The organism is Sphingopyxis sp. P1IMeth2 (assembly GCF_900185685.1).
Taxonomy (GTDB): domain Bacteria; phylum Pseudomonadota; class Alphaproteobacteria; order Sphingomonadales; family Sphingomonadaceae; genus Sphingopyxis; species Sphingopyxis terrae_A.
In genome coordinates this window covers 41903-65922 of the sequence record NZ_FYAT01000013.1, presented here as the reverse complement: position 1 = coordinate 65922, position 24020 = coordinate 41903, and the positions used below count along the sequence as shown (strand labels likewise).

At 64.5% G+C, this 24020-nt stretch carries 31 protein-coding genes; 13 read left to right on the top strand and 18 right to left on the bottom strand.

All coding sequences use genetic code 11. The annotated features are described in order from the left end of the window. The first annotated feature begins 118 nt into the window (after positions 1-118). A complete protein-coding gene (locus tag P1IM2_RS11680; protein ID WP_062900691.1) occupies positions 119-1492 on the top strand; it encodes a class II 3-deoxy-7-phosphoheptulonate synthase in 1374 nt (457 codons plus the stop codon). Beyond that, positions 1489-1659, top strand: coding sequence for a hypothetical protein (locus tag P1IM2_RS11675; RefSeq protein ID WP_186402582.1), 171 nt, complete (start codon positions 1489-1491; stop codon positions 1657-1659). Before P1IM2_RS11680 ends, P1IM2_RS11675 begins: the two co-directional genes overlap by 4 nt. A 26-nt stretch (positions 1660-1685) precedes the next feature. Here P1IM2_RS11675 and P1IM2_RS11670 read toward each other — a convergent pair whose 3' ends face one another. Together P1IM2_RS11670 and P1IM2_RS11665 are read right to left on the bottom strand one after the other, a co-directional pair. After that, positions 1686-3185: a M28 family peptidase gene (locus tag P1IM2_RS11670; RefSeq protein WP_260834021.1), complete on the bottom strand. Its 1500-nt coding sequence runs from the start codon at positions 3183-3185 to the stop codon at positions 1686-1688. A gap of 82 nt (positions 3186-3267) precedes the next feature. After that, positions 3268-4086, bottom strand: coding sequence for a CoA ester lyase (locus tag P1IM2_RS11665; RefSeq protein WP_186402580.1), 819 nt, complete (start codon positions 4084-4086; stop codon positions 3268-3270). Between the two features lie 72 nt (positions 4087-4158). Here P1IM2_RS11665 and P1IM2_RS11660 point away from each other — a divergent pair, with 72 nt between their 5' ends. Further along, positions 4159-5079, top strand: a complete 921-nt coding sequence (locus P1IM2_RS11660; protein WP_062900694.1) for an SPFH domain-containing protein — start codon at positions 4159-4161, stop codon at positions 5077-5079. A 16-nt stretch (positions 5080-5095) separates the two neighbouring features. After that, positions 5096-5542, top strand: a complete 447-nt coding sequence (locus tag P1IM2_RS11655; protein WP_186402579.1) for an NfeD family protein — start codon at positions 5096-5098, stop codon at positions 5540-5542. 144 nt (positions 5543-5686) lie between these two features. On the opposite strand, the gene P1IM2_RS11650 is transcribed toward P1IM2_RS11655, so the two are convergent. The 3 genes from P1IM2_RS11650 to P1IM2_RS11640 form a co-directional block, all read right to left on the bottom strand. After that, entirely contained in the window at positions 5687-6220 is a 534-nt protein-coding gene (locus P1IM2_RS11650; RefSeq protein WP_260834018.1) for a GNAT family N-acetyltransferase, read from the bottom strand. Positions 6221-6248: 28 nt separating this feature from the next. Further along, a complete protein-coding gene (locus tag P1IM2_RS11645) occupies positions 6249-6809 on the bottom strand; it encodes a hypothetical protein (RefSeq protein WP_186402578.1) in 561 nt (186 codons plus the stop codon). 147 nt (positions 6810-6956) lie between these two features. Then, positions 6957-7850, bottom strand: a complete 894-nt coding sequence (locus P1IM2_RS11640; protein ID WP_186402577.1) for a metal-dependent hydrolase — start codon at positions 7848-7850, stop codon at positions 6957-6959. 122 nt (positions 7851-7972) lie between these two features. Here P1IM2_RS11640 and P1IM2_RS11635 point away from each other — a divergent pair, with 122 nt between their 5' ends. The 4 genes from P1IM2_RS11635 (at position 7973) to P1IM2_RS11620 (ending at position 13528) form a co-directional block, all read left to right on the top strand. Next, positions 7973-8536, top strand: a complete 564-nt coding sequence (locus P1IM2_RS11635) for a TetR/AcrR family transcriptional regulator (RefSeq protein ID WP_062764005.1) — start codon at positions 7973-7975, stop codon at positions 8534-8536. 124 nt (positions 8537-8660) lie between these two features. After that, positions 8661-9311, top strand: a complete 651-nt coding sequence (locus P1IM2_RS11630; protein ID WP_003040638.1) for an ATP-dependent Clp protease proteolytic subunit — start codon at positions 8661-8663, stop codon at positions 9309-9311. Between the two features lie 167 nt (positions 9312-9478). Then, positions 9479-10747, top strand: coding sequence for an ATP-dependent Clp protease ATP-binding subunit ClpX (gene clpX, locus P1IM2_RS11625; RefSeq protein WP_003040640.1), 1269 nt, complete (start codon positions 9479-9481; stop codon positions 10745-10747). Positions 10748-11029: 282 nt separating this feature from the next. Beyond that, positions 11030-13528, top strand: coding sequence for a TonB-dependent receptor (locus P1IM2_RS11620; RefSeq protein WP_062900698.1), 2499 nt, complete (start codon positions 11030-11032; stop codon positions 13526-13528). A 113-nt stretch (positions 13529-13641) separates the two neighbouring features. Here the strand turns inward: P1IM2_RS11620 and P1IM2_RS11615 are convergent, their stop codons facing one another. The 10 genes from P1IM2_RS11615 to P1IM2_RS11570 all read right to left on the bottom strand — a co-directional run bounded on the left by P1IM2_RS11615 (position 13642) and on the right by P1IM2_RS11570 (position 17268). Further along, on the bottom strand, positions 13642-14052 hold the full coding sequence (locus P1IM2_RS11615; protein ID WP_062900699.1) for a SufE family protein: 411 nt from the start codon (positions 14050-14052) through the stop codon (positions 13642-13644). Between the two features lie 138 nt (positions 14053-14190). Continuing rightward, positions 14191-14445: a hypothetical protein gene (locus tag P1IM2_RS11610; RefSeq protein WP_003040645.1), complete on the bottom strand. Its 255-nt coding sequence runs from the start codon at positions 14443-14445 to the stop codon at positions 14191-14193. 23 nt (positions 14446-14468) lie between these two features. Then, on the bottom strand, positions 14469-14738 hold the full coding sequence (locus P1IM2_RS11605; protein WP_003040647.1) for a hypothetical protein: 270 nt from the start codon (positions 14736-14738) through the stop codon (positions 14469-14471). 33 nt (positions 14739-14771) lie between these two features. After that, a complete protein-coding gene (locus P1IM2_RS11600; RefSeq protein ID WP_003040649.1) occupies positions 14772-15020 on the bottom strand; it encodes a hypothetical protein in 249 nt (82 codons plus the stop codon). 16 nt (positions 15021-15036) lie between these two features. Further along, positions 15037-15357: a hypothetical protein gene (locus tag P1IM2_RS11595; protein ID WP_003040652.1), complete on the bottom strand. Its 321-nt coding sequence runs from the start codon at positions 15355-15357 to the stop codon at positions 15037-15039. An 11-nt stretch (positions 15358-15368) separates the two neighbouring features. Continuing rightward, positions 15369-15668, bottom strand: coding sequence for a hypothetical protein (locus tag P1IM2_RS11590; RefSeq protein WP_003040654.1), 300 nt, complete (start codon positions 15666-15668; stop codon positions 15369-15371). Positions 15669-15709: 41 nt separating this feature from the next. Next, positions 15710-16090, bottom strand: a complete 381-nt coding sequence (pspC, locus tag P1IM2_RS11585) for an envelope stress response membrane protein PspC (RefSeq protein ID WP_003040655.1) — start codon at positions 16088-16090, stop codon at positions 15710-15712. A 1-nt stretch (position 16091) separates the two neighbouring features. Further along, entirely contained in the window at positions 16092-16367 is a 276-nt protein-coding gene (pspB, locus tag P1IM2_RS11580) for an envelope stress response membrane protein PspB (RefSeq protein ID WP_003040657.1), read from the bottom strand. Between the two features lie 12 nt (positions 16368-16379). Continuing rightward, positions 16380-17042 (bottom strand): phage shock protein PspA, encoded by a 663-nt coding sequence (pspA, locus tag P1IM2_RS11575; RefSeq protein ID WP_003040658.1) that lies wholly within the window; start codon positions 17040-17042, stop codon positions 16380-16382. A gap of 85 nt (positions 17043-17127) precedes the next feature. Then, positions 17128-17268 carry a hypothetical protein gene (locus P1IM2_RS11570; RefSeq protein WP_156000919.1) on the bottom strand — a complete coding sequence of 47 codons (141 nt, stop codon included), beginning with the start codon at positions 17266-17268 and terminating at the stop codon, positions 17128-17130. 176 nt (positions 17269-17444) lie between these two features. Here P1IM2_RS11570 and pspF point away from each other — a divergent pair, with 176 nt between their 5' ends. Beyond that, on the top strand, positions 17445-18488 hold the full coding sequence (gene pspF, locus P1IM2_RS11565; RefSeq protein ID WP_186402576.1) for a phage shock protein operon transcriptional activator: 1044 nt from the start codon (positions 17445-17447) through the stop codon (positions 18486-18488). Between the two features lies 1 nt (position 18489). Here pspF and P1IM2_RS11560 read toward each other — a convergent pair whose 3' ends face one another. Beyond that, on the bottom strand, positions 18490-19005 hold the full coding sequence (locus P1IM2_RS11560; RefSeq protein WP_186402575.1) for a hypothetical protein: 516 nt from the start codon (positions 19003-19005) through the stop codon (positions 18490-18492). Positions 19006-19231: 226 nt separating this feature from the next. Here P1IM2_RS11560 and rplU point away from each other — a divergent pair, with 226 nt between their 5' ends. The 3 genes from rplU (at position 19232) to P1IM2_RS11545 (ending at position 20866) form a co-directional block, all read left to right on the top strand. After that, positions 19232-19702, top strand: a complete 471-nt coding sequence (gene rplU / locus P1IM2_RS11555; protein WP_186402574.1) for a 50S ribosomal protein L21 — start codon at positions 19232-19234, stop codon at positions 19700-19702. Between the two features lie 47 nt (positions 19703-19749). Next, entirely contained in the window at positions 19750-20019 is a 270-nt protein-coding gene (gene rpmA / locus P1IM2_RS11550; protein ID WP_003040665.1) for a 50S ribosomal protein L27, read from the top strand. A gap of 250 nt (positions 20020-20269) precedes the next feature. Further along, entirely contained in the window at positions 20270-20866 is a 597-nt protein-coding gene (locus P1IM2_RS11545; protein ID WP_003040668.1) for a GNAT family N-acetyltransferase, read from the top strand. Between the two features lie 18 nt (positions 20867-20884). Here P1IM2_RS11545 and P1IM2_RS11540 read toward each other — a convergent pair whose 3' ends face one another. Together P1IM2_RS11540 and P1IM2_RS11535 are read right to left on the bottom strand one after the other, a co-directional pair. After that, positions 20885-21367 (bottom strand): vgr related protein, encoded by a 483-nt coding sequence (locus P1IM2_RS11540; protein ID WP_186402573.1) that lies wholly within the window; start codon positions 21365-21367, stop codon positions 20885-20887. Positions 21368-21373: 6 nt separating this feature from the next. Then, complete coding sequence (locus P1IM2_RS11535) at positions 21374-21925, bottom strand: copper chaperone PCu(A)C (RefSeq protein WP_186402572.1); 552 nt, start codon at positions 21923-21925, stop codon at positions 21374-21376. Positions 21926-22088: 163 nt separating this feature from the next. Between P1IM2_RS11535 and dnaK the strand changes: the two genes are divergently transcribed. Continuing rightward, complete coding sequence (dnaK, locus tag P1IM2_RS11530; protein WP_062900706.1) at positions 22089-23993, top strand: molecular chaperone DnaK; 1905 nt, start codon at positions 22089-22091, stop codon at positions 23991-23993. Positions 23994-24020: the final 27 nt, after the last annotated feature.

The following is a 24020-nucleotide window of genomic DNA, read 5'->3' as shown; positions in this document are numbered from 1 at the left end:
TAGGTGCGCGAAAGCCACCATCATGCTAATTTTATCGCCCGCGCTTGCTTTGGCGGGGCAATCGCGCCAAGGCACCCGGCGAATCGATTTTGACGCAGAAAACGTAAGAAGACCGCATATGACGCACCAATGGCAACCGCAAAGCTGGCGCTCGCACGAAGCCCGTCAGCTGCCGACCTACACCGACGAAGCCGCGCTTGCGGCCGCCGAGCGTGAGCTTGCCGGATATCCGCCGCTCGTCTTTGCCGGCGAGGCGCGCGAGCTGACCAGCGAGCTGGGCCGAGTTGCGGAAGGCAAGGCGTTTCTGCTTCAGGGCGGCGACTGCGCCGAGAGCTTTGCCGAATTCCATCCGAACAATATCCGCGATACCTTCCGCGTCCTGTTGCAGATGGCGGTGGTGCTGACCTTCGCGTCGAAGATGCCGGTCGTGAAGGTCGGCCGCATGGCGGGCCAGTTCGCCAAGCCGCGCTCGGCCGACATGGAAGAAGTGGGCGGCGTCGAACTGCCAAGCTACCGCGGCGACATCATCAACGACATCGCTTTCGAAGCCGCAGGCCGCGCCCCCGATCCGCAGCGGATGATCCGCGCGTACAACCAGTCGGCGGCGACGCTCAACCTGCTGCGCGCCTTTGCGAACGGCGGCTATGCCAATCTGCATCAGGTCAACGCCTGGACGCATGATTTCATGGACCGCAGCCCGTGGGCGAAGAAATATCAGGAGACCGCCGCGCGCATTTCCGAAGCGCTCGCCTTCATGGAAGCGTGCGGCGTGACGCCCGAAACGGTGCCGCAGATCAAGGGCACGAGCTTCTACACCAGCCACGAGGCACTGCTGCTTCCCTATGAGCAGGCGCTGACCCGGCAGGACAGCCTGACCGGCGGCTGGTACGACACGTCGGGCCATATGCTATGGGTTGGCGACCGCACCCGCTTCGAAGGGTCGGCGCATATCGAATATCTGCGCGGCATCGGCAATCCGGTCGGCATGAAATGCGGCCCCAGCCTCGACCCCGACGTGCTGCTGCGCCTGCTCGATACGCTGAATCCCCAGCATGTCCCCGGGCGCATAACGCTGATCACCCGCTATGGCCACGACAAGATCGAAGCGCATCTGCCGGCGCTGGTGCGCGCGGTGAAGGCGTCGGGGCACCCGGTCGTCTGGTCGTGCGATCCGATGCACGGCAATGTCATCAAGACGGGCAATGGCTACAAGACGCGTCCGTTCGAGCGCATCCTCGCCGAAGTGCGCGGCTTCTTCGCGGTCCACCGCGCGGAAGGCACGCATGGCGGCGGCATCCATATCGAGATGACCGGCCAGAATGTTACCGAATGCACCGGCGGCGCGATGGACGTGACGCAGATGGATCTCGCTGACCGTTACCACACGCACTGCGACCCGCGCTTGAACGCCGGGCAGAGCCTCGAACTCGCCTTCCTGCTCGCAGAAATGCTCAATCAGGAAATGACCGACCGGGCGAAGCAGGCCGCATGAGCGAACGCCGCATCATCGTGCAGAAGGAAGTGATCCGCAACGGGGTCGGCTTCGGCAGCGCGCTGGCGATGGCGATCAGCTTCACCATGCACAAATCGGTGCTGTGGGCGATCATCCACGGCATCTTCAGCTGGTTTTACGTCGCCTATTTCGTGCTGACCCGCTGACCAGCGCGCGGCGGCGGGGCCTGAACCTAGTCCGCCGTTCCCGGCCAGCGTTTCGTGTCGGCGAAGGCGCGGCCCAGCGCGACGTGCAGATCCGTATCCTCGGCGGCGCCGCCGAGCGGCACCTTGTCCGAAAATTCGTCGGCCGGACGATGATAGTCGCTGCCGAGAAACGCCTCGAGCAGTTTCATGTCCGAAAAACTGCCGCCGACCATCAGCGAGGTGACGCCCTTGGCGCCGAGCGCCCAGCCATCCTGCCGCTGGACGAAGGCATCGGCCTCGCCGTCGCTGTCGATCGTCCGGCCGAGTGACGTCGCAACGTTGCGCACCATCGCGTCATAGGCGGGCTTGCCGCGTCCGATCGTCGCGACCGGCGTGCCGCGCGGCGAAATGGCGATAGTGTCGATGTTGAGCGCGACAGTGATGCCGGACAGCGGCACGACCGGATGGTCGGCGAACCAGCGGGCGCCAAGCAGCCCCTTCTCTTCCGACGTGGTCGCGAGGAAATAGATGTCGCGGTCGGGACGCGGCCCCCCTGCAAGACGCTTGGCCACCTCGATCAGCACCGCGATCCCGCTCGCATTGTCTACCGCGCCGTTGCAGATGCGATCGGCGGCGCCTTCGGGCCGGCAGATGCCGAGATGGTCCCAATGGCCGAGGAACAGCACTGCCTTGCCGTCGGGCTTCGCGCCCGGCAGCTTGGCGACGATATTGTTGCTGGCAAAATTGCGCACCGCGGCGGTCGCAGTGAAATCGCCCGTCACCGGCAGCAGCGTGCCGCGATAATCGCCCGCCTCGGCTGCTGCGCGCAGCGCCACGCCGTTCTTCCCCGCCTTGGCGAGCATGGCATCGAGCGCCGCCGGAGCGATATAGCCGCTGATCGTCGGCCCTGCCGGCGCCGACCCCATGCGCACGCTCTTGGCGCCCAGGCTCTCGCGAATCTCGTTCCACGGCATCGAATCCGGCGCGACGATCAATACGCCCGCCGCGCCCGCGTCGGCGAGCATCTGGCGCCGCTCACGGTAGCGCGGCAGCTTGTCACCGAAGGGCGGCGTATCGAACAGCATGACCGCGACCTTGCCCGCTACATCGGCGTTGACCCGGCCGTCCGCATCGACGCCATAGCCGACGAAGACGAGCGGCGTATCGGCCAGCGCCACCGACGCCTCGCTGCCGGTGACGATGATACCCTCGTCGCCGATCGCGAAGGGTTGGCCGGTCACCTTGAACCGCGCGCTTCCGCCCGTCGTCTGCGTTTCAACGAAAGGAACCGGCTGCAGCCAGGGCGTGTCGCTGCCCGGCACCGCCTGCAATCCAGCCTTTGCCCATTCGCCGACAATATAGGCGATGGTGCGGTCCTCGCCCTCGGCACCCGGACCGCGGCCCTCGAAGGCATCGCTCGCAAGAACGCGGATATGCTGCGCCAGATCGGCTTCGGCGACGGGCGTACTGCCCTTCGCATAGGCGGCGGGCGTGACGGCAAGCAGGGCGGCGGCCGCAACGGCGGCGCGAAATGGCGACAATGTCATGGATGTGCCCGATGGCATGGCCATGCCGAAGCGGCAAGGCGCGTTTGTCGAACGATGAACAGCATCGACGGAAAGCAGGCCGCTATTGCGCCCGCGCCCGCGCCCGCGCCAGCAGCGCCTTCGCCGCCGCGACGTGCATATCTTCGATCATATGGCCCGCGTGCCGCTGCGCCCCGCCGGTTGCTGCGGCGACCAGCGCTTCGGCAGAGGCTATCTCGCGCGCCGACGGGGCGAAGGCGCGGTTGCACGGATCGACCTGCGACGGGTGGATCAGCGTCTTGCCGTCGAAACCGAGCCGCCGCCCCTCGCGCGCTTCGGCCGCAAAGCCCTCCGCGTCGTCGATCGCATTATAGACCCCGTCGAAGCACCAAACGCCGCCTGCGCGCGCCGCGAGCACAATCGCCTGGATCGCATGGCCCATCGCGCCGCGATCCATGCCGTCGGGCAGCTTGAGCTCATAGGCCAGATCGTTGAGCCCGGCGATCAGCCCCTGCACCGCGGCATCGGCGGCGATTCCCTGCGCCGCATAGATGGCGGTCGGCGTTTCGATCATCGCGAGCAGTGGTAGCCCCAGAGCGCGCAGCGGGTCGAGGTCCGAGAGCGCGTCGACCTTTGGCAGCACCACCGCGTCGAGCACGAGGCCGTCCAGCGCCGCGAGATCTTCCGCCTGCTCGGCGCTGCCACTGGCGTTGACGCGCACGGCCACGCGCTTGCCCGCAAAGCCCGCCGTCACCGCGGCGCGCATCGCCGCGCGTGCCTCTGCCTTGCGCTCCGCGGGCACCGCATCCTCCAGGTCGATGATCAGCATATCGGCGGCGAGCCCGCCCGCCTTTTCGAGCGCACGGGCGTTGGAGCCGGGCACATAGAGGAGCGAGCGCGGGGCGAAGGCGGCATGGGTCATGCGCTTTTCTGTGGCGCAGCTGGACCATTGCCGCAATAAGGAAGCGGGATTGCGATCGAATTTGCAAAGGGGATGATCATGTATTTCGCACTTGCACTGGTGGTGCTGGCGCTGGTGTTTCTGATCTGGGCGCTGACGCCGGTGCGGCAGGGTTTCGCCTATACGATCGAACGCTTCGGCCGCTACACGCACACCGCGCAGCCGGGCCTCAACTTCATCATGCCGATCTTCGACCGCGTCGGTCGCAAGGTGAACATGATGGAGCAGGTGCTCGACATTCCGGGGCAGGAAATCATCACCAAGGACAATGCGATGGTCGCGGTCGACGGCGTCGTCTTCTTCCAGGTGCTCGACGCCGCGAAGGCGGCCTATGAGGTCAGCGACCTGTACCTCTCGATCATGAACCTGACGACGACCAACCTGCGCACCGTCATGGGGTCGATGGACCTCGACGAGACGCTGTCGAAGCGCGACGAGATCAACGCGCGCCTGCTGCATGTCGTCGACGATGCGACGACGCCATGGGGGGTGAAGATCACCCGCGTCGAGATCAAAGACATCCGCCCGCCGGCCGACATTTCGAACGCGATGGCGCGCCAGATGAAGGCCGAGCGCGAAAAGCGCGCCGCGATCCTCGAAGCCGAAGGGCTGCGCGCCTCCGAAATCCTGCGCGCCGAGGGCGAGAAGCAGGGCCAGATCCTGCAGGCCGAAGGGCGGCGCGAAGCCGCCTTCCGCGACGCCGAAGCGCGCGAGCGCGAGGCCGAAGCCGAAGCCAAAGCGACGCAGATGGTCAGCGACGCGATCGCGAGCGGCAATGCGCAGGCCATCAACTATTTCATCGCGCAAAAATATGTCGAGGCGGTAAGTCAGTTCGCGACCAGCCCCAACGCCAAGACGATCCTGTTCCCGGTCGAGGCGACGCAGCTCATCGGCACGCTGGGCGGCATCGGCGAACTCGCCAGGGATGCGATCGAACGCGGCAAGGCAAGCTAAGGCAGGGGAAGCGGATATGCCCGACTTTATCGCCAATATGGAACCGCACTGGGCGTGGCTTTCGCTCGGCGTCCTGCTTGCCGCCGCCGAAATCATCGCGCCCGGCTTTTTTCTGATCTGGCTCGGCGGCGCGGCAGTTATCACCGGCGTCGTCGCGTGGGTTTTGCCGATCGGCGTGCCGCTTCAGCTCGGCATCTTCGCGGTGCTGGCGGTGATCATCCTCTATGGTGCGCGCAAATGGCTGCGCGACAATCCGATCGTCTCGACCGACCCGCTACTCAACCAGCGCGGCGGCCGCCTCGTCGGTGAGGTGCTGACGGTGACGACGGCGATCGAGGACGGCCGCGGCCGCGCCCGGGTTGGCGACGGCGAATGGCCGGTGCGCGGACCCGACACCGCCGAAGGCGCCAAGGTCCGCGTCGTCAGCGCCGACGGCGGCGTGCTGGTGGTCGAGGCGGTTTGATCGATAGCGCGCCAGCGTCCCCATTTAATTCGTCATGCTGAACTTGTTTCAGCATCCATGGGCTACCGTTTCCTTCCGCGCCGCACTTTTTGAAAGAGCTGCCATGGACCCTGAAACAAGTTTGAGGTGACGAAGAGACAGAAATCACCCCCCCCTGGGCCGCGCATAAATCCCCACCACATGCCCCAGCGCGTCGCTGTCGCCGATGCGGCGAAAGCCCAGCTTTTCGGCGACACGCTCCGATGCCGCATTGCCCGGATCGATAATGCAGCGCACCTCGGGCGCGTCGAGCGTCGCGTCGGCCCAGCCGAGCGCCGTGCTCATCGCCTCGGTCGCTAGCCCGCCGCCCCAATGGTCGGCGTCGAACGCCCAGCCCGCCTCGGGCAAATCTTCGAGTTCGGGGATTCCCCGGCAGAAATAGGAAAGCCCGCCCATGCCGATCAGCGCATTGCTGTCGCGGTCGGCGAACACCCAATAGCCAAAGCCCATCACTGGCCACAGCCCGGCAGAGCTCAAAAATTTACCCCAGCTCACGTCGGGCGCACGCGGTTCGCCGCCGATGAAGCGCGTGACGCGCGGATCGGCCCACATCGCGATATGGACCGGCTTGTCCGAAAAATGCGGCGGGCGCAGGCGCAGCCGCGCGGTTTCGATCGTGGGAGGCGAGGTGATCATCATGCCGACATGCCCAGCGCGGCGGGCATGGTCAATCGGGGTCGAAGAAATGGTCGAACAGGTCGTGCAACACGGCCTTGCCGTCGACCTGCGGCCGGACGCGCAGCACCGCCAGCGTATCGACGCGTGCCAGCACGTCGCAATGGTTCAGCACGAGATGATAGGCGGCGCGGTCCCTGAAATCGTGAAACAGGAGCATCGCGTCGGGTTTGCAGTGGACGATCGCCTGCAACAGGCAGGCGACACGAAAGCGCCCGTCGATCAGTACCGCGTCAGGGCTGCCGGTCAGGTGGCGCCAGATATGCGTGTGATAGCGCGGCCAATCGCGCAGGCGCGCCGGGTCGGTGGGCCGGCCCTCCGCATCGACCGGACCGATTTCGGGCTGATAGGGCGTGTAGCCCTCCGCCTCTTCGCCCAGTCGGCGCGCGATGGCGGCGAGCCGCCCGCGATCGCCGTCGACCGCCACGATCCGCCGGGCCTGCCGCGCGGCGACGAGCGTCGCCTCGCCGCATCCGAATTCGAGCAGCGATTGGCGTCCGGCGAGTTGCAGTTCGAGCTGCACGAGCTCGGTCGCGGTCCAGATCGATGGCATGAACGGTCCCCTGTTCCCCCCCGCAGGAGATATGGGACTTCGCCGCAGCCGTCCAGCTATGGAACACCCCCACGAAGGCAGAGACCCGGAGAGGGAGAGAGAGGCCTCTCCGGCCGCCCGCCTTCGCGGGGGTGCCGGGCCGCGGCGTCAGGCCGCGGCCGTTGCCATCTCGGGCGCACCCGACGAATGCGACGGCATCACCGCATCGGAATAATCGCTCTCGAATTTCTTGATGAGTTGGCGGTCGTCATGGTTCCAAGGGTGAAAGCCCGGCATGAAATAGGCCAGCCAGGGCAGAAAGCTTTTGCGCAGGATGCCCGGATAGCCGAGCATGAACCACCAGATGCGCGCGCTGACGCGCCAGCCGGTCAGCCCGTCCTGCTGCAAGAGCGCCTTCATGCCCCGGATGCGCTTGGGCCAGAAGCGCGCGGTGATCGCGACCATCATCAGCGACTTCGCCTTCCAGCGCCGCCAGCGGCTCCAGTCGCGCGTCGCGTGGAGCCAGGTGTCGTAAGCGACGCCCTTATGCTCGATTTCCTCGATCGCGTGCCATTTCCACAGCGCCGCCCATTCGGGCTCGGCGCCGTCGTACATCGCGGAATCCTTGAGCATGATCGCCGCCATCATCGCGGTATAATGTTCGAGCGCGATCGTCGCCATCAGGTTGACGATGGGCGGGCGCGTCTTGATGAGTTCCATCACATTGTCGACATCGGCCTCTAGCTCCGACAGGTCGTAGCCCGCCTCCGCCGCCTTGCGATTGAAGACGACATGTTCGCGGCTGTGAATGACTTCCTGCTGGGTGAAGGCGCGGATTTCGCGCGCCAGCTTTTCGGGCACGCCGTCGCGGTGCGCCTTCACCGCCTCGATGAACATCGCCTCGCCTTTCGGAAAGGTGACCGACAAAGCGGTATGAAAAACCGAGGCGATCGGGTCGCCGTTCATCCACCAGCGCCCCTGCCGGTCGTCGCGGCCGAAGCGGCGATCGCGCGGGGTGATCGACAAATCCTGCGGCGTCGGCGTGCGGGAAAGGCTGGACATATGGTTCTCACCGTCGAAAAGGGGGCTCAGGGCGTGGGGACGCCCGACGGGGCAAGAAATAGGAATTACTTACAGTGGTGTCAATAGTAAAGAAACGGCTCAGCCCGGAGGAAAGCCGGTCGGTGGCGCTCGAGGCCGCGCGGCTGATCCTGATCGAGATGGGGCCGCAGGCGGTGACGTTGAAAGCCGTGGCATCGCGCATCGACCGCACTCACGCCAATCTGCTCCACCATTTCGGCAGCGCCGCCGGTCTGCAAAAGGCGCTCGCCGCCTATCTCGCCGAAACGGTGTGCGACACGATTGCTGCGAAGATGACGTCGTCGCCGCCGGGCGAACGCAATGTGCGCGAGATCGTCGACCTTGCCTTCGACGCCTTCGACAGCGGCGGCGCCGGGGCGCTCGCCACCTGGATGGCGGCGACGGGCAATGAGGACGCGCTCGACCCGATCCTCGATGCCATCCACCGCCTGATCGACGGAACGGCGCCCGACGCGCACGAAAAGCGGCTGATGCACGAAGACACGTTGGCGCTCGTGCTGATGGCGATGGGCGATGCCCAGCTTGGCGGCCCGATGGCCGAAGCGCTGGGCCTGCCCCGCGATACCGCGCGCACGCTCGCGACCGAACTCATCACCGGCCGCATCGCCGCCTTCTGGACCGAACAGGGCGGCAAGCCCCCGCAATAGCGGGGCGCGCCGGCACGCGATATTTGCCCCCTTGAATCCCTTACGCCACGCGCCGATGTAAGGCGCCGAGGGGCAGCCCGCCGGTTCGCGGCGGGCATCCCGGATACTGAAGGACGAAATTTCCATGATCGACCCGCTCGCCGCCCTTGTTCCCGTCGTCGTCGAACAGACGAGCCGCGGCGAACGCAGCTTTGACATCTTCTCGCGCCTGCTGCGCGAACGGATCGTCTTCGTGACGGGCGAGGTCGAGGACAATATGGCGTCGCTGATCGTCGCGCAGCTTCTGTTCCTCGAATCGGAAAATCCGAAGAAGGACATCTATATGTACATCAACTCGCCGGGCGGCGTCGTCACGGCGGGCATGGCGATCCACGACACGATGCAATATATCCGCCCCCGCGTCGGCACCGTGTGCATCGGCCAGGCGGCGTCGATGGGCAGCTTCCTGCTCGCCGCCGGCGAACCCGGCATGCGCGTCGCGCTGTCGAACGCCCGCATCATGGTCCACCAGCCCTCGGGCGGCGCGCGCGGCATGGCGTCGGACATCGAAATCCAGGCCAAGGAAATCCTGCGTATCCGCAAGCGGATGAACGACCTCTATGCGCAATATACGGGCAAGCCCTTGAAAGACATCGAAAAGGCGATGGATCGCGACACTTTCCTCGAAGCCGAGGAAGCGCGCGCATTCGGGATCGTCGATCATGTCTACGACCGCCGCCCCGCGCTCCCCGGCGACGAGGCGCCCAAGGAAATCAGCGAAGGTCCGACGCCCTGACGCCGGCCAGCCCGCTTTCGGTAACCGCGTTTGTTGACGCCCCCGTTCGCGGGCCGTCGTCAGGTTGGACATGTCCCAATGTCACCTAATTGCCATATTGTAATTGGGTGATCGCGGGCTAGGATGAAGGACGGCAGCGCCCTTTTGCGGCTGCCAGAGGAAGATTTATGACGAAATTGAGCGGCTCGGACAGCAAGAGCACTCTTTACTGCTCCTTCTGCGGCAAGTCGCAGCATGAAGTCCGCAAGCTGATTGCCGGCCCCACCGTGTTCATCTGCGATGAATGCGTCGAACTGTGCAACGACATCATCCGCGAGGAAATCAAGGGCGGGGTCGCCGCGCGCAAGGATGGCGCGGTGCCGACGCCGCTCGAAATCTGCCAGCACCTCGACAATTATGTGATCGGCCAGAACACCGCCAAGCGCGTGCTGTCGGTCGCGGTCCACAACCATTACAAGCGCCTCGCCAATTCGGGCCGCGGCGACGATGTCGAACTGGCGAAGTCGAACATCCTGCTCGTCGGCCCGACGGGCAGCGGCAAGACGCTGCTCGCGCAGACGCTGGCGCGCTTCCTCGACGTGCCTTTCACCATGGCCGATGCAACGACCCTCACCGAAGCCGGCTATGTCGGCGAGGATGTCGAGAATATCATCCTGAAGCTGCTGCAGGCCAGCGACTATAATGTCGAAAAGGCGCAGCGCGGCATCGTCTATATCGACGAGATCGACAAGATCAGCCGCAAGGCCGAGAATCCCTCGATCACGCGCGACGTGTCGGGCGAAGGCGTGCAGCAGGCGCTGCTCAAGCTGATGGAAGGCACCACCGCGAGCGTGCCGCCGCAGGGCGGGCGCAAGCATCCGCAACAGGAATTCCTGCAGGTCGACACGACCAACATTCTGTTCATCGCGGGCGGCGCCTTTGCCGGCCTCGAAAAGATCATCGGCGACCGCCTGCAGGGCAAATCGATCGGTTTCGGCGCGCATGTCGCCGGCCCCGACGAGCGCCGCGCGGGCGAGGTGCTCAAAAATATCGAGCCGGAGGATCTCCTCAAGTTCGGCCTGATTCCCGAATTCGTCGGCCGCCTGCCGGTGATCGCGACGCTCGAGGATCTCGACATCGACGCGCTGGTCAAGATTTTGGGCGAGCCCAAGAATGCGCTGATCAAGCAGTATAAGAAGCTGTTCGATCTCGAAGAAGTCGCGCTGACCTTCACCGACGACGCGCTAGTCGCGGTCGCCAAAAAGGCGATCGAACGCAAGACCGGCGCGCGCGGGCTGCGCTCGATCGTCGAGGCGATCCTGCTCGATACCATGTTCGACCTGCCCGACCTCACCGACGTGATCGAAATCGTCGTCGACAAGGACGTCGTCGAAGGCCGCAAGGCGCCGGTGCGCGTCTACGCCGACAAGGCGAAGGAAGCAGGCGACGCCGCCTGAGTCGAGTCGCGGCGCGCACCCGCGCCGCGGTTTCGCCCCTGCCAATGTTGCATTGCAGCAACAGTTGCACGAAAAAACGCAGCGCTGCCTTTCGATAATTCTGCCGCAGCGACGGAAATTCGCGCTTTTTTGACCTTTTCCCGCGCCTGGGCGCCGGCGCGGCTTGCACTGTCACATTTGCTGTCACAATCGTGCCACATGCGGGCTTCAGGGGCGCTCGCAGGTCAAGCGCGCCCCAAGCCGCGCGCCTGCCGAATGCCACAATCAAGGGGACAACCTGTCATGAATTTCCGCAACACGCTCGCCGCTGGCGCCGCGCTGCTTCCGCTTGCGCTGCTTTCCACGCCGGCCTTTGCCCAGTCGACGGGCTCGGTCGATTTCGACAACGAAATCGTCGTCACCGGCACCTCGGCGCAGGACGTCGCCGGCATCCAGTCGCCCGATACGTCGAAGGCGAAGTCGGTTCTGGGTCAGGAAGTGATCGCGCGTCAGAACCCCGGTCAGACCATTCTCGACACCATCAACCTGGTCCCGGGCGTCGTCTTCACCAACAATGACGCTTATGGTTCGTCAGGCGGTCAGCTGACCATCCGCGGCTTTTCGGCCGACCGCATCAGCCTGACCTTCGACGGCGTTCCGCTGAACGACTCGGGCAACTATGCCATCTATTCGAACCAGCAGCTCGATCCCGAACTGATCGAACAGGTCAACGTCAACCTCGGTTCGACCGACGTCGACAGCCCGACCGCCGCGGCAACCGGCTCGACCGTCAACTACCGCACGATGACCCCAACCGAAGAATTCGGTGTCAAGGTCTCGGGTTCGGCGGGCGAATACAGCTTCTTCCGCGTTTTCGGCCTGATCAACACCGGCGAATTCACGCCGTTCGGCACCCGCGCCTTCATCTCGGCTTCGAGCGCATCGAACGACAATCCGTTCAACAACTATGGCCGCGTTCGCAAGAAGCAGTTCAACGGCCGCATCTGGCAGCCGATCGGCAGCAACGGCGACTTCATCTCGGTGGCCGGTCACTATAACGAGAACCGCAACAACTTCTTCGGTTCGGTTAGCCTGCGTAACGATCGCGCCGTTCCCTCGGGCTTCCCGCAGTCCTCCGACGAGCGCGAATATAACATCAACTATCCGTGCACGATCGACACGCCGCAGGCCGGCGCTCCTGACTCCACCAACGGCTGCGGCACCGAATTCGATCGTCGCTACAACCCGTCGAACACCGGAAACATTCGCGGCGCATCGAAGTTCACCCTGTCGGACGGCCTCACCCTGACCGTCGATCCGAGCTACCAGTATGTGAAGGCGAACGGCGGCGGCACGGTTACCGGCCGCGAAGACCTCCGCAACGTCGGTGGCACAAACATCCCCGGCTTCGTCGGCGGCCGCTATTATTTCGGCGTTGACCTCAACGGCGACGGCGATCTGCTCGATCAGGTCACGCTGCTTGCACCGAGCCAGACCCAGACGCACCGCTATGGCGTGATCGCCAACCTGCGTTGGGATATTTCGGACGGTCAGACCGTTCGTATCGGCTACACCTTCGACCGCGCGCGTCACCGTCAGACGGGTCAGGTCCTGGGGCTCCAGCAGAATGGCGAACCGCTTGACGTCTTCCCGGTCAACAATCCGCTGATCGATTCGACCGGCACCGTCATGCAGAAGCGCGATCGCCTGTCCTACGCGACGCTGAACCAGATTTCGGGCGAATATCGCGGCGAATGGATGGACGGCTCGCTCGTCACCACGCTCGGCATTCGTGCGCCTTTCTTCAAGCGCGACCTGAATAACTACTGCTTCACGACCAGCGACTCCGGCTTCCTCGATTGCTTCGGTCAGAATGCCGCGTCGAACGCGATCTACGCGGCCGCGAACCCGGCAGTTCAGGGTCCGCAGCGCCGCGTGCTCAAGTATGACGACATTCTTCCGAACGTCGGCCTGCTGTTCAAGCCGAGCAACCGCATGTCGATCTTTGCGAACTATTCGAAGGGTCTGCAGGTTCCGGGCACGGACTCGCTTTACAACGCGTTCTTCTTTGCACCGAACACCGCATCGGCGCGTCCGATGCCTGAAAAGTCGGATAACTTCGACCTTGGCGTTCGCTATCGCACCGGTCAGGTTCAGGCGCAGCTTTCGGGCTGGTTCACGAAGTACAGCGATCGTCTGGCTTCGGCTTATGACCCCGTCACCGAACGCAACGTGTACCGCAACCTCGGCCGCGTCGACAAATATGGCATCGATGGCAGCATCGCCTATCAGCCGGTATCGAACCTCGCGCTCTATGTGTTCGGTTCGTACCTGAAGTCGGACATCAAGGACGACGTCCAGTCGGGCGTGGATGGCAATGGCGATCCGGTTTTCGCACCGACCGCCGGCAAGCGCGAATCGGGAGCGCCCGCCTACACCTTCGGTGGCTCGGCGCGCGGCACCCTCGGCCCGGTCGAACTGGGCGTCACGGCGAAGCGCACCGGTGGCCGTTACATCTACGACACCAACCTGCCGGTCACGGCGACGGTCAATGGAACCAGTGTTGAAGTCTATCCGGCCAAGACCAATGCGTATTGGCTGGTCAACCTCGATGCGCGCCTGAGCCTGGAATTCCTGGGTCTGAACGACAAGACCTTCTTCCAGCTCAACGTCTACAACCTGTTCGACAAGCTCTACGTCGGCAGCTACACGACGTCGCTCGCTCAGGGCACGTCGTCGCCGCCGTTCGCCCAGATCGGCGCACCGCGCACGATCAGCGGCACGCTGACCGTCGGCTTCTAAGCCCCCAGCAGTATGCGAAAATCAGGGCGCGGGAGGAAACTCCCGCGCCCTTTTTCGTGCTTGTCAGTAGGACGTGCCGACCTCGTTGGCGATGGATAGTTGAATCGGGATGCTCAGGCGCCGGCGATGCGCCGCGCCGTGTCCTGGACCAAGGCAATCATGTTGGGGACGCCCTGCGTGCGGTTCGACGACAGCTGGCGGGTCAGGTCGAACGGGGCGAGCGCGGCGGCGATGTCCATCGCGGCGACCTCTGCCGCGGGCTTGTCCTGCACCGCGGCGAGTACGAGCGCGACGATCCCCTTGGTGATCGCGGCATTGCTGTCGGCAAGGAAGTGCAACCGGTCGCCGTCATGCGGCAGCGGGTAGACCCAGACGCTCGCCGAGCAGCCGCGGACCAGCGTCGCGTCGGTCTTGAGCGGATCGGGCATCGGCTCCAGTTCGCGACCGAGATCGATCAGCAGGCGATAACGATCGTCGCCGTCGAGGAAGTCATATTCTTCGAAAATGTCGTCGAGGCTGCGCATGGTCGCGGCCGTGGCAGAAAGCGCGTTGGAAGGAAAGCCTCTCTCACGGCGTCATTGCGAGCGTGGCGAAGCCATCCGGAGGAAGCGTGGGCCGCCCTGGGTCGCTTCGCTACGCTCGCAATGACGGAGGCAGGCTGATCAAAGATCGACCCCCGCCGCAATGGCTTCGAGCTTGCGCAGCCGTTCCTTGAGGTCGGCGATCTCGATCCGCGATCCGGCGTTCGGCACCGCAGGGTCCTGGCCGACGCTGTGGCAGATGGCGAGTTCTTCGCGCTTGAGCTGGATCCAGTCGCGCCAGCCGCGCAGCGCGGCGAGGCTGACGATGCCGAGAGCGGACAGCGCCACTGCGGCGGTGACAAGATTGGTTGCGAGGTCAGAAGTGATGGCGGCCATGACAGGGCTCCTTCTTCGTCACATCAGGGGTGCGAACGATCGCGCAGCTTCTCGATTTCCTCGTCGAGGCTGACGGCGCGATTATTGTCGGTGGCGATCCGTTCGAGCACCTGGATGCGCTCTTTCAATTGACGGATTTCGGCTTGCAGCGCCTTGGTCTCGGCATCCTGATTCGCGTTGCCGACGAAATACTCGTTGCCGCGGCGGTCGCGGTGGACGCCATATTTCGCCCGGACAATGCTGCCGATCGTCACGATCAGCACGATGCCGATGACCATTTCAAAGGGGTTCATGGGGAGCGATCCTTTCGGTCTTGTCTTGTCTTGTCAGTTCAGCGGGGCTTCGCGCAGCTTCTCGATCTCGTCGGCGACGTCGATTCCCTTGTCGGTAACGATGCGTTCGAGGACGCGGACGCGCGCTTCCAGCCGCTCGGTCTGCGCCGCATATTGCGCGGCCTTTTCGGCGGTGAGTTCGGACTGCTTCTCGATCATCTTCTGCTGGTGCTTGGACCAGATGGCGAAGCCGCCGAGGAGAAAGGGGGCAAGCGGGATCAGGATCCAGATGGTATCGCTCATGACGGCTGCTCCTTCCTCAGTTCGCCGGACGCCGCAGCGCCTCGATCTCGCGCTCCAGCCGGTGGCCTTCGTCGGTGACGATGCGTTCGACCACCGCCAGGCGATCCTTGACCGATCCGAGTTCGGCGCGAAGCTGGGCATTTTCCTGGCTGATCAGCTTGACGCGTTCCATCGCCTCGTCGCTGGTCTTGGGATAGATCGCCTTGCCCCAGCTGTTTTCGAGGGGATAGCCGTGCTTGATGCGCAGCCAGGTGGTGAAAATCCAGCCGCCGATTGCCGCGAGGCCGATGATCGCCGCGACCGGCGCGATTGCTTCCTTCAGGATGATGAAGTCCATGGTTATTCCCCTCAGCGCAGGCTGTCTATCTGACTGGCGAGCTGCGCCGCCTGTCCGTTGGTGTCGGTCGCAATGCGTTCGAGAACCGAGATGCGTTCCTCCAGCCGGACGATCTTGCCGGCGAGCTTGGCATTGTCGCTTTCGAGCAGTGCGATTTTTCGATCAGCGTCGGCGTCGGTTCGATGAACCGTGCCACCCCATTCATTTTCAACCGGATAGCCGTGTTTGGCGCGGATCCAGGTGGTGAACATCCAGCCGGCCATCGAGATACCGATGATGGCGAGGACGAAAGCGGGACCACCGAAATTCATGTTTCAACTCCCTGTTGCCATGGTTCCGGGCGTCGCCGGGATCAGCGCAGTGCGTCGATCTCGTCGGCGAGGCGGCGGTTGTGGCTCGTGTAGTAAAGTTCGATGTCGGCAAGCCGGCGATCGATGTCGCGGAAGCGCGAGCGGATGTCGCGGGTGGAGGCGCTGGGGTTCGAGCGCACGCCCTGCCAGAATTTCGCCTCTTCCTGCGAGCCATAGAGCGCGAAGGGCTTCGGCTGCGCCATCCAGGCAACGAGCCAATAGGCGATCAGTGTCCAGGGGAAGCCCCCCATTAGCGTCAGCAGCACCGCGCCGACGCGGACCCACAGGGCGTCGATCCCGCTATAGTCGGCGATGCCCGCACAGACGCCGCTCCATTTGGCGTTCTGTTTGTCGAGATAGAATTTCGTGCGGCTAGCGGACATCTCAGTTCCTCCTGCTGATGTTTTCAAGCTGCGCCAGATCTTCATCGCTGCGAACCGCGGGGCGGAAATCGGGATGGTCGGCGCTGATGATCCGTTCGACGGTATGCAGGCGGGCTTCGAGACGGCGCGCCGTGTCATACATTTCGTCGAGCAGCTGTTCATCCTCTCCGGTCAATGTCTTGGCCTGCTTCCACTTGGTTATGTAGTGGAGGATCAGCCAGGGCAGACCGAGGAAGAGCGTGCCGATGACGATCGGGACAATGATCACTTCTTCCATCGGTCCGGCTCCTTAGTTCTTGCCCTGCGCGGCTTTCAGCGCGGCGAGTTCGTCGGCAACCTTGTCGGCCGCCTGCAGCTCGGCGATTTCTTCGTCGAGCGACTTCTTGTAGCCGAGGCCCAGCGCGTCGGCACGGCCTTCGGCTTCGTCGACGCGGCGTTCGAGCGTTTCGAAGCGCGAGAAGGCGTCCTGGACGCGGTCGCCATTGGTCATTTCGCGCAGGCGATAGCGGTTTTCGGCGCTTTCGAGGCGATTGACGACGCTCGACTGACGCGCGCGCGCTTCGCTGAGCTTCTTCTGCAACTTGGTGATGTCGGCTTCATAGCCCTTGAGCGCATCGTCGAGCACGGCGATTTCGGCCTTCAGCTTTTCGGCCATGTCGCCGGCCTTCTGCTTTTCGACCAGCGCGGCGGTGGCCAGGTCTTCGCGATCTTTCGACAGCGCCAGTTCGGCCTTTTCCTTCCAGCTGTCCTGAAGGCTTTCCAGCTTCGCGATGTGGCGACGCATTTCCTTCTGGTCGGCGATGGTGCGGGCGGCCGAGGCGCGGACTTCGACGAGGGTTTCGTTCATCTCGAAGATGATCTGGCGGATCATCTTTTCGGGATCTTCGGCACGGTCAAGCAGATCGGTGACGTTGGCGGCGATGATGTCGCGGGTTCGTGAAAAAATACCCATGGTCTATGCTCCTGTCGAAATTCGTCGAAAATGGCTGGTGCCGGGGCGGGGCAAGGGGGGAGAGTGCCCCGGCACCAGTTTTCGGTCAGGCCACGAGGCTGACCGCCGGGGTTGCAGCAGCGACGTCGTAAACGACCTGCGGATGGTCGATCACCCCGACAAGGATGGCCAGCGCACCGACCGCGCTGAGCGCGAAAGTGGCAGTCTGGGCAAACAGCGTCTTCATGATCGTTCCTTCCTGTTTTTCGCTGCACCGGAGCTTTCTGCGCCGGTTCGCAAATATCGATGCATGAGGCGTGCCAATTGCCGAAAGCGGCGGAAAGGCGCCCAAATTCACACGGAATCACCCCGTCCGAACAAAATGCCTTGCCAATCAGCGGGAAATTTTGCCAATGATTGGGAATGGAGCGCGAAACGCAGTTCATCGGCCAGTCGGTCGCCTTTCAGGATGCGGTCGAACGCGCGAGCCAGGCGGCGACGCTTGACCGTCCGGTGCTGGTGATCGGCGAGCGCGGCACCGGCAAGGAACTGATCGCCGAACGCCTGCACCGCCTGTCGGCGCGCTGGGACCGGCCCTATGTGATCATGAATTGCGCCGCGATGCCCGAGACGCTGATCGAAAGCGAATTGTTCGGGCATGAGGCGGGGGCCTTTACCGGCGCGACGAAGACGCGCGCGGGGCGCTTCGAGGAGGCCGACGGCGGCACCTTGTTCCTCGACGAGCTCGCGACAATGTCGATGGGCGCGCAGGAGCGGCTGCTCCGCGCGGTCGAATATGGCGAGGTGACGCGCGTCGGTTCGTCGCGGCCGATCCGCGTCGACGTCCGCATCGTCGCCGCGACCAACGAGCATCTGCCCGCGCTGGTCGATGAAAACCGCTTTCGCGCCGACCTGCTCGACCGGCTGTCGTTCGAGGTCATCACCCTGCCCCCGTTGCGCGCGCGCGAAGGCGATATCGAGGTGCTCGCCACCTATTTCGGACAGCGCATGGCCGCGGTGCTCGGCTGGGACGAATGGCCGGGCTTCGGCCCGCGCGCGCTCGCGGCGATGGAGGGCCACGACTGGCCGGGCAATGTCCGCGAACTCCGCAACGTCATCGAGCGCGCCATCTATCGCTGGGCCGACCCGACGCGTCCGGTCGACGCGCTGAGCTTCGACCCCTTCGCCAGCCCGTGGCAGCCCGCAGTGCGCAACACGCAGGCGAAAGCCGACGCGGCGCCCCCTGCCCCCTCCGCGCCCGGTGACGATAGCGCAATGGCAACCCCGGCCCCGCCCACCGGCGGCGCCGTCAGCGATCTGCGCGCGGCGGTCGATGCCTATGAACGGCAAATCCTGTCGGACACGATGGCGCGCTGCCGGTTCAACCAGAAGGTCGCCGCCGAAGCGCTGGGTCTGAGCTATGACCAGATCCGCCACGCGCTGAAAAAGCACGGGCTCAACAACTGAGCTATTGCCCAGGCAGCCGCCGCTCGAGCGCGGCCAGGACATCGTCCTGCGCCGCCAGCATCGCCGCGAGCTTGTCGCGCAGCGCATAGATTTCGGGCAGGCCGTCGACCGATTCGGCGATGCTGCGTTCAAGATAGAGGCGGTCGATGTCCGCTAGCGCGTCGGTCAACGGCGCGCGCGCCGCCTGAAGGCGCGAGATCGCCTGTTGCGCCACGACCCAGCTTTCGCTGGAAATCGCCGCGCCGCCCGCTGCGGTGACGGCCGCCTCGGTCGGCGCCCGTTCGCGCGCGAAGGCCTGCTGCGCGCCCGCCGCGTCCGATTCCCACCGCGCCAGCCGCCCGGCCAGATCGGTCGGCAGCGGCCCCGGCGGCGGCACAACGACAGACGGCGGCGCGACGTCGAAACGTCCCTCGACCGGACGTTTCGCCAGCGAAGGATAGTCGCCGCCCTGTGCAGCGGCGCAGGCCGACAGCGGGATTGCGGCCATCAGCGGCAGGATTGCAAGGATTGGCTTCATCGCCGCCCCTGATATGGGCGCAGACGCATCGCAGCAAGCCGAATCGGAGGAGCGGCGCCGCGCGCCCCGAACCGCCCCTTTCGCGATGAAAAGCGCGGAAATATGCGGTTGACAGCATCGCCGTTCGCCGCTAGTGGCGCTGACTTTCCCGCATGCCGGAAAAATCGGTCGCTTCGGCGGCTGACCGGGAGCGCGGGTGTTTTAGTTTCTGATTGGATGGAAGACCATGTTCGCAATCGTGCGCACGGGCGGCAAGCAGTATCGCGTCGCCGCTGGAGACAAGATCGCCGTCGAGAAGATCGAAGGCGCGGCCGGTGACACCGTGTCGCTGGGTGACGTTCTGCTGGCCGGTGACGGCGGCGATGTGAAGGATGCGAAGGGTCTGACCGTTTCGGCCGAGATCATCGCCCAGACCCGCGGCGACAAGGTCATCGTCTTCAAGAAGCGCCGCCGGCACAATTATCGCCGCCGCAACGGCCATCGTCAGTCGCTGACGCTGCTGCGCATCACCGCGATCGGCGAAGCCAAGAAGGCCGCTCCCAAGAAGGAAGCGGCGCCGAAGGCCGAAGAAGCCGCCGCTGCGCCCGCGCCCGAAAAGAAGGCTGCTGCGCCGAAGAAGGCCGCTGCGCTCAAGGCCGAAGCTGCCGCCGAAAAGAAGCCCGCTGCCAAGAAGGCGGCCCCCAAGAAGGACGCCTGAGCGCGATCACGCGGCTCGGCTGAAGAACGAAACAAGGAGTTTAGGTCATGGCACATAAGAAAGCAGGCGGTTCGTCGCGCAACGGTCGCGACTCGCAGGCCAAGCGCCTTGGCGTGAAGAAGTTCGGCGGTCAGGAAGTGATCGGCGGCAACATCATCGTGCGCCAGCGCGGCACCAAGGTGTACCCGGGCGTCAACGTCGGCATCGGCAAGGACCACACGCTGTTCGCGACCGCGGACGGCCGCGTCCGATTCCACGATGGCAAGCTTGGCCGCAAATATGTGTCGGTCGACGCCATGGCGGAAGCCGCCGAATAAGGACGATCTTCCAGGGTCGTCCACCAAGGGACGACCCGGAACGGTCCTTTCCGCCCAGGCGGGAACAAAGTTCGAAAAGAGGGAGACGGGTCGCCCCCGGTCTCCCTTTTTTCTTGCCCGGGATCCGGACCAACCCGGTCCCTTTGAATTTCCGGCGCGAAAACAGGGCCATCCATCTCCCTCGCATTTCGACTGTCGTCAAAGCGTCACCATCTGGCGCCACGGCGACAGGCAAATGGGAGTGACGAAAATGTTTGCGCGTACCGAAAGACTGTTGCTGCGGCCCGGCTGGCTCGAAGATGCCCCCGCACTCGCCCGTGCAATCGGCGAGGAAGCGGTGGTGCGCAACCTGGCGCGGGCGCCCTGGCCCTATGGCATGGACGAGGCGCAGGACTTCCTCGGCCGTCCGGTCGATCCGGCGCAGCCGAGCTTCCTGATTTTCGCGCGCACCGGCGGCGCCCCGCGCCTCGTCGGCGGCTGCGGCATCGCGCCGAGCCCCGAAGGTCCGCTCGAAATGGGCTATTGGATCGCCCGCCCCTATTGGGGCCTTGGCTTTGCGACCGAAGCGGGTCGCCAGCTCGTCCGGATCGCGCGCGCGATGCAATTGCCGAAGCTGACCGCGGGGCATTTCCTCGACAACCCGGCCTCGGGCGCGGTGCTTCGCAAGCTGGGCTTCCGTCCCACGGGGCAGATCGCGCAGCGCTACAGCGTCGCGCGCGGCCGCGACGTTGCGTGTGCGCTGTTCGAAGAGGGCGAGGGTGACGGCAGCGATGTCGTCACCCCGATGCGCGGCCGTATCGACAGCGACGCCGATTTTCGCGAACAGTTCCGGCTGATCGCTGCCTGACGCCGCGCGGCGCGGCACCTATGCCGCCGCCCCGCCGTCCGCGAAGGGCAGGATCGCGCGATAGGCCTCTACCCCCGGCGCGCCGGCGATCGTCGCGCCTTGGGTAAGCAGCCAGTAATGGCGCACGATCTCTGCCTGCTGTTCGAGCCCGTAGCGTGCAAGCGGCCAGCCCGGCTTGACGCTGTAACCATAGCTCGCGAAGGGATGGCGCATCAGCACCAGATACCAGCGCCCGCGCGTCTGCGCCTGCCACACATGCGTCATTTCGTGGACGAACAGGCCCTTCAGCGACCGCGACGCGGCGGCGAAATCGTCGCAGTATAAATCGCCGTGCGGGTGGAAATGCAGCGACCCCATCGGCGCCATCACGACGCGGCGCGGCTGGAAGAATATCCATTTGCGATGGCATATGCGCACCCGGTCATAGGCGATCGCATCGCCGAAGATCGACCGGGCCAGCGCAATTTCGCCCGCCGTCAGGGGCCGCGACGGCCTTGCCACGAGTGCTTACTTCTTCGCCGCGTCCGTGTTGGCCGCGCCATGGTCCATCGAGCCATACTCCATCCCGGCCATCGCACCCGTCGGCGCGTCGCCGCTGCCGTCGGCGCTCGCGCCCGGCGCCGGCTTGATCGGCAGGTCGAAGAGGATGCGGTCATTGTTATAATTGGTGAAGACGAACTGCATCGGCAGCTTGCCGGCGCGCACCGCGGCGCCGTTGATGTGCCAGATCATCAGATGCTTGCCGCCGGGCTTGAATTCCAGCTCGCCCTTCGCGGGGACGGTCGCCGTGGTCAGCGGCTTCATCGTCACCACGCCATTTTCCTTGACGCTTTCGTGCATTTCGACGCGCTGCGCGAGGTCGGCGGTCACCGCGACCAGTTCGACATCCTGCGGACCGCCCTTGATCGTGAAGTAGCCCGCGGCGGGGCTGTCGGGGGTCGCGCCCATCTGAATATAGCCGGCGACCACCGCGAGCTGCGGGTCGCTGCCGATTTTACCGTTGCAGCCGGTGAGGGCGAGGGCGCTGGCTGCAAGGGCGGCGATGGCGAAAGGCTTCATGATGCGGGACTCCCGAAATGCGTCGATTTTCGATCCACAGTAAGCGGTCAAAACCCTTGTGCCAAGGATTAGCGCACCTATATCGCGCCCATCAAACCCGCAAGGGAACCCATGTGCGGCGCGCCTCTTTAGGGCGCCGGAAAATGATAAGGACGTTGAGACTATGGCCAAAGTGATCGGGATCGACCTCGGCACCACGAACAGCTGTGTCGCGGTGATGGAAGGCGGCAAGCCCAAGGTTATCGAAAATGTGGAAGGCACGCGGACGACCCCGTCGATCGTCGCCTTCGCCAAGGATGGCGAGCGCCTGATCGGCCAGCCGGCAAAGCGCCAGGCCGTCACCAATCCCGAAAACACCATTTTTGCGGTGAAGCGCCTGATCGGCCGCCGCTTTGACGACCCCATGACCAAGAAGGACATGGAACTCGTCCCCTACACCATCGTCAAGGGCGCCAACGGCGACGCGTGGGTCAAGGCGGGCGGCGAAGATTATTCGCCGTCGCAGATCAGCGCTTTCATCCTTCAGAAGATGAAGGAAACCGCCGAAGCCTATCTGGGCGAAAAGGTCGAGCAGGCGGTGATCACCGTTCCGGCTTACTTCAACGACGCGCAGCGCCAGGCGACCAAGGACGCCGGCAAGATCGCCGGCCTTGAAGTGCTGCGCATCATCAACGAGCCGACCGCGGCCGCGCTCGCCTATGGTCTCGACAAGAGCGAGAACAAGACCATTGCGGTCTATGACCTTGGCGGCGGCACCTTCGACATCTCGGTGCTCGAAGTGGGCGACGGCGTGTTCGAGGTGAAGTCGACCAACGGCGACACCTTCCTGGGCGGCGAGGATTTCGACAGCAAGATCGTCGAATATCTGGCCGACGGCTTCAAGAAGGACGAAGGCATCGACCTGCGCGGCGACAAGCTGGCGCTTCAGCGGCTGAAGGAAGCCGCCGAAAAGGCGAAGATCGAACTGTCATCGGCCGCGACGACCGAGGTCAACCTGCCCTTCATCACCGCCGACGCCAACGGGCCGAAGCACCTCGTCAAGACGATCACCCGCTCCGATCTGGAAAAGCTGGTCGAAGAGCTGATCAAGCGGACCCTCGAACCGTGCAAGAAGGCGATCAAGGACGCAGGCGTTTCGGCTAGCCAGATCGACGAAGTCGTGCTGGTCGGCGGCATGACCCGCATGCCGCGCGTGCGCGAAGTCGTGAAGGATTTCTTCGGCAAGGAACCGCACACCGGCGTCAACCCCGATGAAGTCGTCGCGATCGGCGCGGCGATCCAGGCGGGCGTGCTGCAGGGCGACGTCAAGGACGTGCTGCTGCTCGACGTGACCCCGCTGAGCCTCGGCATCGAGACGCTGGGCGGCGTGTTCACGCGCATGATCGACCGCAACACGACGATCCCGACTAAAAAGAGCCAGGTCTATTCGACCGCCGACGACAATCAGTCGGCGGTGACGATCCGCGTGTTCCAAGGCGAGCGCGAAATGGCCGCCGACAACAAGATGCTCGGCCAGTTCGATCTGGTCGGCATCCCGCCGGCGCCGCGCGGCGTGCCGCAGATCGAGGTGACCTTCGACATCGACGCCAACGGTATCGTCAACGTCAGCGCGAAGGACAAGGGCACCGGCAAGGAACAGCAGATCAAGATCCAGGCTTCGGGCGGACTTTCGGATGCTGACATCGACCAGATGGTCAAGGACGCCGAACAGTTCGCCGAAGAGGACAAGAAGCGCCGTGAGGCAGCCGAGGCGAAGAACAACGCCGAAAGTCTGATCCACACGACCGAGCGCCAGATCGCCGAGCATGGCGACAAGATCGACGCCGGGCTGAAGTCGGAAATCGAAGCGGCGATCGCCGAAGCCAAGACGGCCGTCGAAGGCGGGGACAGCGCTGCGATGACCGAAAAGGCGCAGGCGCTGGCGCAGGTCGCGATGAAGCTGGGCCAGGCGATCTACGAAAAGGAACAGCAGGCCGCGGCATCGCCCGCCGCCGATGCTGACGAGAAGAAGGCCGACGACGATGTCGTCGATGCCGAATTCTCCGAAGTCGAAGACGACAAGAAGTAAGCATGAAACTCTCCCCGTCGCGCTTCC